This is a genomic window from Micromonospora sp. WMMD729 (assembly GCF_049315225.1).
Lineage (GTDB): Bacteria > Actinomycetota > Actinomycetes > Mycobacteriales > Micromonosporaceae > Micromonospora.
On sequence record NZ_CP186059.1, the window covers coordinates 6,198,776 to 6,211,826 of the forward strand.

11 protein-coding genes are annotated in these 13,051 nt (G+C 72.4%); 4 read left to right on the top strand and 7 right to left on the bottom strand.

The annotated features are described in order from the left end of the window. Positions 1-43: 43 nt before the first annotated feature. The 5 genes from ACN263_RS28550 to ACN263_RS28570 all read right to left on the bottom strand — a co-directional run bounded on the left by ACN263_RS28550 (position 44) and on the right by ACN263_RS28570 (position 5,796). Complete coding sequence (locus ACN263_RS28550) at positions 44-3,646, bottom strand: adenylate/guanylate cyclase domain-containing protein (RefSeq protein ID WP_422737319.1); 3,603 nt, start codon at positions 3,644-3,646, stop codon at positions 44-46. Further along, positions 3,643-4,470, bottom strand: coding sequence for an MBL fold metallo-hydrolase (locus tag ACN263_RS28555; protein ID WP_422737320.1), 828 nt, complete (start codon positions 4,468-4,470; stop codon positions 3,643-3,645). Before ACN263_RS28555 ends, ACN263_RS28550 begins: the two co-directional genes overlap by 4 nt. Before the next feature lie 123 nt (positions 4,471-4,593). Further along, positions 4,594-5,055 (bottom strand): RidA family protein, encoded by a 462-nt coding sequence (locus tag ACN263_RS28560; RefSeq protein ID WP_422737321.1) that lies wholly within the window; start codon positions 5,053-5,055, stop codon positions 4,594-4,596. A 55-nt stretch (positions 5,056-5,110) separates the two neighbouring features. Continuing rightward, positions 5,111-5,266, bottom strand: coding sequence for a DUF4177 domain-containing protein (locus tag ACN263_RS28565; RefSeq protein ID WP_007466198.1), 156 nt, complete (start codon positions 5,264-5,266; stop codon positions 5,111-5,113). A gap of 44 nt (positions 5,267-5,310) precedes the next feature. After that, entirely contained in the window at positions 5,311-5,796 is a 486-nt protein-coding gene (locus tag ACN263_RS28570; protein ID WP_422737322.1) for a hypothetical protein, read from the bottom strand. Between the two features lie 761 nt (positions 5,797-6,557). Between ACN263_RS28570 and ACN263_RS28575 the strand changes: the two genes are divergently transcribed. Genes ACN263_RS28575 through ACN263_RS28585 form a run of 3 tightly spaced genes read left to right on the top strand, consistent with a single transcriptional unit; the run spans position 6,558 to position 9,316 of the window. Then, positions 6,558-7,106, top strand: coding sequence for a hypothetical protein (locus ACN263_RS28575; protein ID WP_422740854.1), 549 nt, complete (start codon positions 6,558-6,560; stop codon positions 7,104-7,106). A 26-nt stretch (positions 7,107-7,132) separates the two neighbouring features. Beyond that, positions 7,133-8,110 (top strand): ArsA-related P-loop ATPase, encoded by a 978-nt coding sequence (locus ACN263_RS28580; protein ID WP_422737323.1) that lies wholly within the window; start codon positions 7,133-7,135, stop codon positions 8,108-8,110. Between the two features lie 54 nt (positions 8,111-8,164). Continuing rightward, positions 8,165-9,316, top strand: a complete 1,152-nt coding sequence (locus ACN263_RS28585; protein WP_422737324.1) for an ArsA family ATPase — start codon at positions 8,165-8,167, stop codon at positions 9,314-9,316. Between the two features lie 6 nt (positions 9,317-9,322). Here the strand turns inward: ACN263_RS28585 and ACN263_RS28590 are convergent, their stop codons facing one another. After that, positions 9,323-9,643, bottom strand: a complete 321-nt coding sequence (locus tag ACN263_RS28590) for a WhiB family transcriptional regulator (RefSeq protein WP_130405437.1) — start codon at positions 9,641-9,643, stop codon at positions 9,323-9,325. A 403-nt stretch (positions 9,644-10,046) separates the two neighbouring features. Here ACN263_RS28590 and ACN263_RS28595 point away from each other — a divergent pair, with 403 nt between their 5' ends. Continuing rightward, complete coding sequence (locus tag ACN263_RS28595; protein WP_422737325.1) at positions 10,047-12,485, top strand: penicillin-binding protein; 2,439 nt, start codon at positions 10,047-10,049, stop codon at positions 12,483-12,485. 88 nt (positions 12,486-12,573) lie between these two features. Here the strand turns inward: ACN263_RS28595 and ACN263_RS28600 are convergent, their stop codons facing one another. Continuing rightward, entirely contained in the window at positions 12,574-13,029 is a 456-nt protein-coding gene (locus ACN263_RS28600; RefSeq protein WP_422737326.1) for a GatB/YqeY domain-containing protein, read from the bottom strand. Positions 13,030-13,051: the final 22 nt, after the last annotated feature.

The window sequence follows — 13,051 nt, forward strand, 5'->3', positions numbered from 1 at the left end:
TTATTGCCACCGACATCGGCGTGTCGGCGCAATAACTTCATGATCAACGGGCCGGGGCGGGGTGGGACCCCGTGGGGGCCAGGCGCTCTTGGAGGGCCTTGGCGGCTGCTCGTTCGCTGCGTTGTTCCGTCGCGTACGCCAGGCGGACGGCCTCGTCGGCGCAGGACCTGGCCTCGTCCGGGTAGCCGCAGGCCGCCAACGCCTCGGCGAGCACGCTCGCCGCGATCACCTGACTGCGCACGTCCTCGGCCGGGGCGGCGACCGCCCGTCGGGCCCAGTCCAGCGCCTGCTCCCGCTGACCGTGCGCGAGCAGCGCCGACGCGTACCGGGCCATGGTCTGGCGGCGGGACAACAGCAGGGAGGGCGCGGTCGCGGCGGCCGTCGCCACCGGGGCGAGCAACCCGACCGCGGTCGCCGGGTCACCGGCCGCCAGTCGGGCGGTGGCCAGCAGCACCCGGGGCGCGACCTGCGCCGGCGCCTGCGGGTTGTGCGGCTCGACGGCGGTCAGCACCGCCCGGGCCGCCTGCTCGGCGGTCTCGTGGTCGCCCATGTCCAGCGCCACGGAACCGCGCAGCGTGCCGGCCATCCCGGTGAGCAGCGGGTGGGACGTCTGTTCGGCGTACGCCAGCGCGTCGGTGAGCAGGTCGGCCGCGTGTTCCGGCTCGCCCAGTCCGCGCGCCACGACGGCCCGAACCACCAGCGCGAACCCGCGCCCCCAGTCGTCCGAGGCGGCGGCGAACTCGCGGTACGCACGGCGGGCCTCCCGGTCCGCCTCGGCCAGGTCGCCCAACTCCGCGGTGGCGAACGCCGCGACCGCGCGCAGCGTACCCACCGCCCACGCCTCGCCGACGCGTTCGCCGAAGGGCAGGAAGACCTGCGCCAGACGGCACGCCTCCCGCAGCCGGCCGGCCAGCAGCCGGGCGAACGCGGTGGTGCCGCGCAGCCACGCCCGCCCGTACGGGTCCTTCAGCTCGGCGAAGAGCCGGGCGGCCCGGCCGAGCACCGCGTCGGTGCCGGCGAAGTCACCGCGGGTGGTGGTCACCCACGCCAGGTTCTGGAGCGACCACGCCTGCCCGCGCCGGTCCTGCGCGGCGAGGCTGACCTGGTACGCGGCGGCCAGCCGGCTGCTCGCCTGGCCCAGCCGACCGGCCACGAAGTCAGCCATGCCGAGCCGGCGCATGGCGGACGCGCGCAGCGTGGGCAACCCTTCGGCGGTGGCCACCTGCAACGCCTCCTGCCAGGCGGCCTCCGCCCGACCCTGGTCGCCGAGGGTCTGCTGGGCCTGCCCGGCGAGCAGCAGGGCGCTGGCCCGGGTGGCGTCGTCCCCCGCGTTCGCGGCGATCTTCTCGGCGAAGGCCAGCGCGTCCCCCACCCGACCGATCTGCAACAGCGCGCGGGCGTGCACCACCCGGTCGCTCGCCGGTACCCCGTCGCGGGCCAGTTCGCTGGCGCGTTCGGCGTACTCGACGGCGAGGGCGGGCTCCCCGGCGGACAGCGACCGGCGGGCGGCCCGGCCGAGCGCGGCGATCCCGAGCGGGACCACGGTGCGGGCCGGCGCGTCCGGTCGTAGTTTCACCGCGTCGGCGAGGGTGGCGGCCCGCTGCACGTGGGCGGCGACGAAGTCGTCGCGGTCCTCCTCGGTGAAACCGCCCGTCGTGACACCCTCGGCCGGCGCGGCCCAGCGAGCCAGCGCGGCGTGCCGCTCGGCCAACTCCGCCTTGCTCACCCCGGCGTACGCGGCCTCCCGCATGAGCGGGGTGGCGAACGCGTAGCCGGAGCGGGTGCGGTGCAGCATGCGGCGTTGCAGCAACTCCTCGACGGCCCGGTCGAACTCGACGGCGACCACCGCGGACGGTCGCCCGTCCCGGCCGGCCCGCTGCTCGCGCAGCGCCTCCAGTGCGCCGGCCGGCACGGTGTCGCCGACCACGGCGGCGTCGCGCAGCACGGACCGGGCATCCGGGGGCAGCGCGTCGATCCGGGCGGCGAGCACGGCCGCGAGGTCCCGGGAGAGCAGCCGGCTGCCCAGCGAGCCGGGCACCAGCCGCCAACCGGACCCGTCCTGGTCCCGCGTGCCGGCGGCGGTGGTCAACGCGCCGCGCTCGATCAGCAGGGTGACCAGCTCGGCCAGGTAGAACGGGTTGCCCTGGGCGGTGGCGAGCAGCCGGTCGGCGTCGGCCGGCGGCAACTTCCCGCCACCGAGATAGCTGGTGAGCAGACGGGCGGCGTCGGCGCCGCGAAGTGGCGGCAGGGAGTGCACCTCGGCGTCCGCGACGCGGGTCAACGCGCCGGCGGTGCGGACCAGCTCGGGGCGGCCGAGCAGCAGGACGAGCACCGGGCCGGTGAGTCGGGACAGGGTCGACCCGAGCGCGCTGATGGTCTCGGCGGTCGCGTCGTGCAGGTCGTCCACCACGATCACCAGCGGCGCCTCCGAGGCGAGCCCGCTGAGCAGGTCGGCCACGGCGTTCGGCACCGCCTCGGCGTCGGCGGGCGCCGCTCCCGCGGCGCCCCACTCACCGTTGTCGGTGCCGCCGTGCACGGGCAGTTCGGCGTAGCCGAGCAGGGCGAGCAGTTGGTCGTTGGCGATCGGGGGCGTCTCGCCGGAGCGGGCCAGCCGCTGGGCGAGTCGACGTAGCCGTTCCTCGACGGCGGGCCGGGTCAGCGCGGTGGCCGCGTCGGTGGGGAGACCGACGGCGGCACGGACCAGGTCGGCCAGGGGCGCTAGTCGACGCCGCTCACCGAAGGCGGCGCAGCGCACCGAGAGCACCCGCGCGCCGGTGTGCGCCGCGTACCGGCCGGCACCCACGTCGTACCCGGCCGCGAGGCGTTCGACCTCGGCGGCGAACCGGGACTTGCCGATGCCCGCCTCGGCGGTCATCAGCAGCACCCGCGGGTCACCCTGGTCGATCACCTCGGCGAGTCGACCGGCGACCCGCCCGATCTCGGTCTCCCGGCCCACGTAGGGCGCCTCGTCACCGAGACCCGAGCGGGTGCCCGGCGCGTCCAGGAGGCCCAGCAGCTCGTACGCCTCGACCGGCTCCCGCTTGCCCTTGAGCCGCAGCGGGCGCAGCGCCCGCCAGGAGGCGACGTGCCGGGTGGCGGCGGCGGTACGCGCGCCCGCGTAGACCGCGCCGACGGCGGCGGCGTCGGCCAGCCGGGCGGCGGTGTTCACCGTGTCGCCGATGACCGTGTACTCGATGGCGGCCTGGATGCCCGCGATGACGTCGCCGGTGTTCAGCCCGACCCGCAGGCCCAGCGGCGCGCCACCGCCCCGCTCGTCGTCGAGCACCCGACGCACCGCCCGCTGCATCGACAGGGCGGCCCGCACGGCCCGTTCGGCGTCGTCCTCGTGCGCCACCGGAGCGCCGAAGACCGCCATGATCCCGTCGCCGGTCAGCTTGTCGACGTGCCCGCCGAAGGTCTTGACGGCACCGGCCAGGGCGGCGAGCACCCGATCGGTGACCGCGCCGACGCGTTCCGGGTCGAGGTCCTCCGACCAGGAGGTGAATTCGGAGAGGTCACCGAAGAGAACGGTGACGACCCGGCGCTCGGCCGCCGGCAACGTGGCGGCCGCCGGGAGCGCGGCACCACAGTTGTGGCAGAACCGTGCGCCGGGGACGGCGACGGTTCCGCACACCGGGCAGGTCACATGTGCTCCAACCCACTGACCCCCGGCGCAGATTCCCCGGTGTCGACGCCCAGATACTCCAACTGGGCACGGACCGACCATTCCGCCGCCCACCAGAGCGAGCGGTCCACGTCCGCGTAGACCGCCGCGACCACGTCGGCGGGCGTCCGGGCGCCCGCGTCGACCGCCGACCGGACCTGGTCGAGCCGGGCCCGCCGGTGGGCGAGGTAGAACTCGGCGGCGGCGGCGCAGTCGGCCAGCGCCGGGCCGTGGCCCGGCAGCGCCGCGATCCCGGTGTACGCGGAGAGCAGCTCGAGGCTGTTCAGGTAGTCGCCGAGGTGCCCGTCCGGGTGGGCGACCACGGTGGTGCCCCGGCCCAGGATGGTGTCGCCGGTGAGCACCACCCGCTCGTCGCCGTACTCGACGAGGAAGCAGACCGAGTCGGCCGTGTGGCCGGGGGTGTGCAGCAGGCGGATGCCGAGGGTCTCGTCGAGCGCGGTGTCGGCGCTCAGTGGCGTACCGCCGATGGTGTGTGCCGGGTCGGCGGCGAGGACCGGCGCACCGACCAGTTCACGCAGCCGGGCGGCGCCCTCGGTGTGGTCGGGGTGGCCGTGGGTGATGAGGATCAGGCCGATCGGACCGTGCTCGGCGATCCGCTTGAGGTGCCCCTCGTCGGCCGGCCCCGGGTCGACCACGACGGCGTACCCGGCACCCGGTGCGCGCAGCACCCAGGTGTTGGTCCCGTCGAGGGTCATCGGCCCCGGGTTGGGCGCGCGCAGCAACGAAACCCAGCTCGGCAGCTCGCCAGCCAACGCCGCCACGGCCCCCGTCACGTGCCCGCTCATGGCTGCGATCGTACGACCCCGCCCGCCACTCCCCGCGATCTTGCACTTCCTGCTGTTGCTTCATACCTGTTCACGGCATTCGTCGGGGCAGAAAGTGCAAGATCGCGGGGTTCAGAGCGGGGGTCAGGCGACCTCGACGATCAGTTCGATCTCCACCGGGGCGTCCAGGGGGAGTTCGGCCACGCCTACCGCGCTCCTCGCGTGACGGCCCGCTTCGCCGAAGACGGTGCCGAACAGGTCGGAGGCACCGTTGATCACGGCGGGCTGGCCGATGAACCCGGGGGCCGAAGCCACGAAGCCGGTCACCTTGACCACCTTGACCACGTTCTCCAGCCCGACCAGCGAGTCGACCGCCGCCAGCGCGTTGAGCGCGCACCGCTCGGCGAGATCCTTGGCCTGCTCGGCGGAGATCCCGGCGCCGACCTTGCCGGTCGCCAGGAGCTTGCCCTCGGCGATGGGCAACTGGCCGGAGACGTACACGTGCTGCCCGGACTGCACCGCCGGCACGTAGCTGGCCACCGGCGGCACCACGTCGGGCAGTTCGAGGCCCAGCTCGGCGAGCTTCGCGTGGGGACCGTTGCTCATCGGGTCACCTCGTTGTTCGCGATCGCGGAGCCTCGCCGGGCCGACGTCCCGGCGCTCACGCCTTGGGCCGCTTCAGGTACGCCACGAGCTGATCCGGGTTCGGGCCGGGGACCACGGCGACGAGTTCCCACCCGTCCTCACCCCAGTTGTCGAGGATCTGCTTGGTCGCGTGGACCAGCAGAGGGACCGTGGAATATTCCCACTTCTGCATCGCTGGAGGGCTCCCTCGTGGTGCGGATTTCGTCGAGGCACAGCCTACGGTCCGCTGGCCGGGCGAGGCGCGGGACGTTGCTCCGGCGTGGCCGGCACCTCGCCGCAGGGCCCCTCGTGGCCGTACCCCTGGGGGCAGCGCGAGCGGTCGGGCAGCAACAGGTCGCAGAAGACTCGGTGCCGGTTGTTCTGGTCGTCCGCGTTCGACACGGTTGTCTCGCCCGCGTCCAACTCCGGCAGGAAGCCCAACGACACCGCGACCCGCCCGGCCAGCGCGGTCGCCGACGCCAGGTCGGGCACCCGGATCGGCAGGTGGATGACGAAACCCGGCTCGTCGTCGTCCCGCAGCCGCTCGACCGGCCGGTGCGACGCCCGGACGCTCTCCGGCGGCTCCGGAACCCGACGGTACGACCGCTCGTTGATGGGCAGGTTGCCGACCAGCCCGCCGACCACCTCACCCACGGACCCGGGCCGCCGTTGCCGGTCGTTCGTCGGAAACTGGGTGCGAGGGATGTTGTCCGCATCGCGCATGAACTGCCTCCGGTCGTACCTCTCGGATCACGCTTCCGGTCCGGTTCACTCAACCGTTCCGGCCCCCGCACCGGGACGAAGGTAGGCCCGCGGAGGCGGTCTCGCCAACAGGGCGCGCACGATCAGTCACCCAGAGTCACATATGTGACAGAGTGGCGGCAGGAATCCCGACTGCCTCGGATGTCACCATGCGCTTCTCCGGGTCGAGAGGTGACGTACGGCGCGGTAGGGGCGACACCGAACCGCCGGCCGGCCGCTACCCTCTCGGTCGGACGGTCGCGCAGCGCCCGGCCGCCCGCTCGATCTCGCTCGGCGCCAGGGGTGGCGGCCGGGCGCCGCACCCCCGGGGGAACGAGATGACCCAACCGCCCAGCGGCGACCAGGCCGGCCCGCGCGCTCTTCCGCCGGCCCAGCCGGACCCCGCCGGCCAGCCCGAGGCCGCGGCCAGCCCCGCACCCTACGACCCGGCGTCCTCCGCCGGGGATCCCGGCGCGTCGTCCGCACCGGGTCAGCCGGTCATTCCCACCCAGCCCGGTCCGTCGACCCAGCCCGACCCGTCGACCCAGCCCGGCCAGCCGGCGCTGCCCCACCAGAGCGCCGCCGGGCCCGGTCAAGCCGCCCCCGGTGGACAGCCCGCCCTGCCCAGTCAGCCCGTCTCCGGTCAGCCCGTCTCCGCGCAGCCTGTTTCTGCTGGTCAGCTCGGGGCCGGAGCGTTCCCCGCGCAGCCCGGAACGCCCACCACGCCCGCCCCACCCGGTGGCGTGCCGCAGCCCGCAGGCCCGACCGACACGCCGCCGCCGGTCTCCCCGGCCGCGATCCCGCCGCCCCCGCCCGGCTATCCGCCGTACGCCGGCGCCGCCGAGCCGAAGAAGAAGCGCGGCCTGCTGATCGCGCTCATCGCGCTGGGCGTGATCATGGTGCTCTGCGTGGGCGGCGGCGTCGTGACGTTCCTGACCCTGCGCAACGCCGAGTCCGGCGAGGGCGCGAAGGAGCCGGCGGTCGCCGTCGACGAGTTCCTCACCGCCGTCTACAAGGACCGGGACGCCGGCAAGGCCGCGGACCACGTCTGCGCCGCCTCGCGCGACGACAAGAAGATCGCCGCCAAGGTGGCCGAGGTGGAGAAGTACGCCGCCTCCTACCAGAACCCCCGGTTCAAGTGGACCACCCCCAAGGTCGACAACCAGACCGGGGACCGGGCCACCGTCTCCACCCGGATCACCATGACCACGGCCGACGAGAAGGTGGCCGACCAGGACCTGCGCTTCACCGTGGTGCAGAAGACGGGTTGGTGGGTCTGCGAGGTCGCATGACCCGTCGCCCTGGATAGGCTCGACAGGTGCGTGCACCTGAGCGGCCGTCCGACCCGGCCGGTAGCGGATGGTCGGCCCGCCTCCACGTCGTGACCGGCAAGGGCGGCACCGGCAAGACCAGCGTGGCGGCGGCGCTGGCCCTGGCGCTGGCCGCCGGTGGTCGGCGCACCCTGCTGGTGGAGGTGGAGGGCCGGCAGGGCATCGCCCAGCTCTTCGGGCTCGACCCGCTGCCGTACGAGGAGCGGCACCTCACCGACGCGCCGGACGGCGGCGAGGTACGGGCGCTCGCGGTGGACGCCGAGGAGGCGCTGCTCGAGTACCTGGACATGTTCTACAAACTGGGGGCGGCGGGTCGGGCGCTGCGCAAGCTGGGGGCCATCGACTTCGCCACCACCATCGCTCCGGGCCTGCGGGACGTGCTGCTCACCGGCAAGGTGAAGGAGGCCACCACCCGCACCTCGGGGCAGCGGCGCGCGTACGACGCGGTGGTGCTGGACGCGCCGCCCACCGGTCGGATCGGTCGCTTCCTCAACGTGACGGCCGAGACGGCCCGGCTGGCCAAGGTCGGCCCGATCAAGACCCAGAGCGAGGGGGTCTCCGCGCTGCTGCGCTCCCCGATGACCGCCGTGCACGTGGTCACCCTGCTGGAGGAGATGCCGGTGCAGGAGACGGTGGATGCCATCGCCGACCTGACCGCCCTCGGCTTCGGCATCGGGAAGGTGATCGTCAACGGCGCCCGGCCCGCGCTGCCGGCCGGCCCGGCGGTCACCGCCGCGGACCTGCGGCGGGGTCTGGTCGCCGCGGGTCTGCCCGCCGACCGGGACATCGTGGCCGGGTTGCACGACGAGGCACGGGACCAGCTCATCCGGCGCGAACTGGAGGATTCTCTCCGCGCCGACCTGGTGGAGCTGGGGCTGCCGATGGTCGAGCTGCCGTTGCTGCCCGACGGGGTGGATCGGGCGGGCCTCGCGACCCTGGCCCAGGCCCTCGTCCGCGCCGATTGACTCACACCTGAGCTCAGCACGGGCGCATGGACCGACGCGGCCCGATACGCTCGATTGGTGCCTTCCGAAGACGCGGCGCCGCAGCTGGACGTCGACCAGATCCTCGCCGACCCGGGCGTACGGATCGTGGTGTGCTGCGGTGCCGGCGGGGTGGGTAAGACCACCACGGCCGCCGCCCTGGCGCTGCGGGCCGCCGAGCAGCACGGCCGCCGCACGGTGGTGCTCACCATCGACCCGGCCCGCCGGCTCGCCCAGTCGCTGGGCCTGACCGAGCTGGACAACACGCCCCGGCAGGTCAAGGGGATCGACGTCGAGTCCAGCGGCGGTGAGCTGCACGCCATGATGCTGGACATGAAGCGCACCTTCGACGACGTGGTGCTCCAGCACACCGATCCGGCGAAGGCCGCGGAGATCTTCGCGAACCCGTTCTACCAGGCCATGAGCTCGACGTTCGCCGGCACGCAGGAGTACATGGCGATGGAGAAGCTGGGCCAGTTGCACGCCCGGGGCGAGTGGGACCTGATCGTGGTGGACACCCCGCCGTCCCGCTCGGCGCTGGACTTCCTGGACGCGCCGGCCCGACTCTCGCGCTTCCTCGACGGCCGGATGCTGCGTCTGCTGCTGGCCCCGGCGCGCAGTGGTGGGCGGAGCATGTTCAGTCTGGTCACGGCGTCGTTCGGCATGTTCTCCAAGGTGGTGCAGAAGGTGCTCGGCGCGCAGCTGCTCACCGACCTGTCCGGCTTCGTGGCCGCGCTCGACTCGATGTTCGGCGGCTTCCGGCAGCGGGCCGAGCAGACGTACCGCATCCTGCAGGCGCGGGAGACGGCCTTCGTGCTGGTCGCGGCGCCCGAGCCGGACGCGGTCCGGGAGGCCGCCTACTTCGCCGGCCGGCTGCGCGAGGAGAAGATGCCGCTGGCCGGCCTGGTGCTCAACCGGGTGCACCGCCCGGTGGTTCCGGAGTTGGACGCCGAGCGGAGTCAGGCCGCCGCGGAGCGGCTGTCCGAGCTGGGTGGGCACGAGGGCGCCGCCGACGTGCTGCGGGCGCACGCGGCGCTGGCGCGTCAGGCGGTACGTGAGCAGCAGGTCGCCGCGCGGTTCACCGAGGCGTTCCCGGCGGTGCCGGCGGTGTCGGTGACGGCACAGCCCGCCGACGTGCACGACGTCGACGGGCTACGGACGATCGGCGCGGCGATCAGCCGGGCGTGACCGGCGTCAGTTTGCCGCGGTGACCAGGATCTTGTCCTTGCCGGCCTTGTCCTTGCTGTTCTTCTTCATCGCCGCCTCGAACATCTTGCGCCAGCTCGTCACCTGGGGGTGACGACGCAGCAACGCCCGGCGTTCGCGTTCGGTCATACCGCCCCACACACCGAACTCGATCCGGTTGTCCAGCGCGTCGGCCAGGCACTCGTACCGAACTGGGCAGCTCCGGCAGATCCGCTTGGCCACGTTCTGTTCGGCGCCCTGTACGAACAACGCGTCCGGGTCCCCGTTCTGACATGCCGCCAGTGACGGCCAGTCAGTGATCATGCCCATGTGTACTCGTCCCCCCTTGCAGTGCCTACCGACCTCGTTGCACGGCAGCCGGCAATTTCCCCCCGATCGCCCGGCTCGCCTTCCCCAAGGCGGCGCGGACGACATGTGGCGCTGTCGCCGCCATCATCATGCTCTGTAGTCGACCGATTACGCAACGTTGTCGGCGAAATCCATCATTCCGGACACTCCCGGCTTCCCGGGCTCTCGACCGCCGGTTACCCCGCCGAGGTCCACGAAAACGCTGCGCGGCCTCCACCGATCGGAGGAGACTCGCGCCAGTCACACGCAACCTCGTACCGGGGGTCATGCGTTTAGCACAACGAGGGCAGCGCGCGCAGGAAATGGGGAAAGACGCCCAGGCGCCCCTCGTTCCCTACTCGCGTACCATGCCGAGGTGACCTGGATGCGGAAACGTGACCACAATGTGCTGACCAACGCCGCATCGCTGCTCATATGTGGCCTGCTGGCCGGCGTGGTGGTCGCTGCGGCGGCCTTCCCCGCGGTGGCGATGTCCGGACTGGCGGCGAAGGCCGGCGCCGAGACATTCGGCAACCTGCCCACGGAGCTGACGGTGGCCCGCGCGCCACAGATCAGCTACCTGCTGGCGTCGGACGGCAAGACGCCGCTGGCGACGATGTACGACGAGAACCGCCGCGACGTGAAGCTCGCCGACATCTCGCCGTACATGATCAAGGCCATCATCGCGGCCGAGGATCACGACTTCTACAAGCACAACGGCGTCGACATCAACGGTGTCGCCCGCGCGTTCGTCAACAACCAGAACGAGGGCGCCGGCCGCCAGGGCGCCTCGACGCTGACCATGCAGTACGTCCGACTGGCGATCGCCTACTCGGCGACCCACCCGGCCGACGTCGTCGCGGCGACCGAGGACACCAGCGCCCGCAAGCTCCGCGAGATGCGACTGGCCCTGCAGGTCGACAAGGAGTTCTCCAAGGACGAGATCCTGACCCGCTACCTCAACCTCGCCTCGTTCGGCAACGGCGCGTACGGCATCTACGCCGCCAGCCAGGTCTACTTCGGCAAGCCGCCGAGCAAGCTGAAGATCGAGGAAGCGGCGCTGCTGGCCGGAATGGTCAAGGCCCCGACGACGAACGACCCGACCACCAAGAGCGGCTACCCGCTGGCGCTGGACCGGCGCAACTACGTCATCCAGAACATGGTCGACACCAAGGCGATCACCCAGCAGGAGGCTGACGCCGCCAAGGCGGTCAAGCTGAAGGTGCAGGACAAGCGCACCCCGAACGGCTGCGTCGCGACCAACGTCAACGAGTGGGGCTTCTTCTGCGACTACTTCTACCGCTGGTGGATGCAGCAGGAGACGTTCGGCTCGACGTCGTACGACCGTGAGCGGCGGCTCAAGAGCGGCGGTTACACCGTCGTCACGTCGATCGACGTCCAGGCGCAGAAGGGCGCGGACAAGGCGGTCCGCAAGGCCAAGAGCGTGAACAGCAAGGAAGCCGCCATGGTCGCCGTGGTCGAGCCGGGCACCGGCCGGGTGCGGGCGCTGGCGGTCAACCGGCAGTTCAAGCTGGACGACCCGAAGAACCCGAAGAACAAGATCTCCAGCGATCCGGCGAAGAGTAAGCGGGGCATCAAGGGCAACTACCCGGCGACGGTGAACCCGCTGCTCACCGGCGGCGACGGCATCGCCGGCTACCAGGCGGGCTCGACCTTCAAGATCTTCACGATCGTGGCGGCCCTGGAGAAGGGCATCCCGCTCAGCTACTCGATGAACGCGCCGCAGCAGTTCAAGTCGGAGTACATCATCGACAGCAGCAGCCCCGCGGCCTGCCCCGGCACCCACTTCTACTGCCCGACCAACTCCGGCAAGAAGGCCGGTGGCGTGCAGAACATGTGGACCGCGTTCGCCCAGTCGGTCAACACCTACTTCGTGCCGCTTCAGCAGCAGGTCGGCGCGGAGAACGTGGTCGACGTGGCCAAGCGGGCCGGCATCCAGTTCCGGGCCAGCAACGACGCCAAGTTCGCCGCCACCAAGGACGCGGCCCACCAGTGGGGTGCCTTCACCCTGGGCGTCTCCGCCACCACGCCGCTGGACCTGGCCAACGCGTACGCGACCCTCGCGGCGGACGGCAAGTACTGCGAGCCGATCCCGGTGCAGGAGATCCGCGACCCGGAGGGCAAGAAGCTGGACATCGCCAACCCGCGCTGCGAGAAGCGGTTCAGCACCGACGTGGCCCGCGCCGCCGTCGACGCCGCCCGCTGCCCGGTCGGCGACAACTCCAAGACCAGCAAGTGCGGCAGCAGCCGTACGGCCGCCGTGGTGAAGGGCATCGTCGACGCGCCGGTGGCCGGCAAGTCCGGCACCACCGACTCCGAGAAGACCGCCGCGCTGGTCGCGATGACCAAGCAGTACGCGGTGGCCGGCATCATGGCCGACCCGGACTGGCCGCAGACGAACGTCAAGATGAAGCACGCCGAGAAGGACGGCATCAACCCGCCGGTGTACGAGACGCTGCGGGACGCCATGAAGGGCAAACCGCGGATCAACTTCGAGCCCCCGGGCCAGAAGATCTCCGAGGGTGACCAGCGCAGCATTCCCGACGTGAAGTGCCAGCCGCTGGACACCGCGAAGTCCCGGATCAAGGGCGCCGGCTTCGAGCCGGTCGTCTCCGACGCGAAGGTGGCGTCCAACTGCCCGGCGGGCACCGCCGCCGGCACCAGCCCGGACGGGCGCACCATCAAGGGCGGTGTGGTCACCATCCAGGTCAGCACCGGCGCCGGCGGCACTCCGCCGGACAGCAACAAGCCGGGGCAGCCCGGCAACCCGCCCGGCCGACCCGGTAACCGTCCGGGCGGCTGAGCCGCAGCGACACACGCGAACGGGCGGGCACCCTCTCCGGGGGTGCCCGCCCGTACTCGTTGAGTCGAACCGGAGCCGCGTGGGTGGATCAGAGGCCGAGCTGTCGTCGTACCTCGGCAGCCACCCGACCGCCCTCGGCCTGGCCGGCCACCGCGGCCTGGGCCGCTTTCATGGCCGGGCCCATCTGGGCCTTGCCGGTGAAGCCGCCCGCGGCGAGCGCCCCCGAGACCAGCTCGGTCAGCTCGGCGTCCGAGAGCTGCTTGGGCAGGTAGCGGTCCAGCACCTCGCCCTCGGCGGTCTCCTTCGCGGCCTGCTCGGCGCGGCCCGCGTCGGCGAAGGCGGTGGCCGCCTCCCGGCGCTTCTTGGCCTCCTTGGTCAACACCGCGAGCACCTCGTCGTCGGTGAGCTCGCGCTTGGCCTTGCCGGCCACCTCGGCGTTGCCGACGGCGGCCAGGGCCATCCGCAGCGTGGAGGTCGTCAGCTCGTCGCGCGCCTTGAGCGCGGAACGCATGTCGGCGGTGAGGCGGTCCTTCAGCGTGCTCATGGACGGTCAAACTACCCTGAAC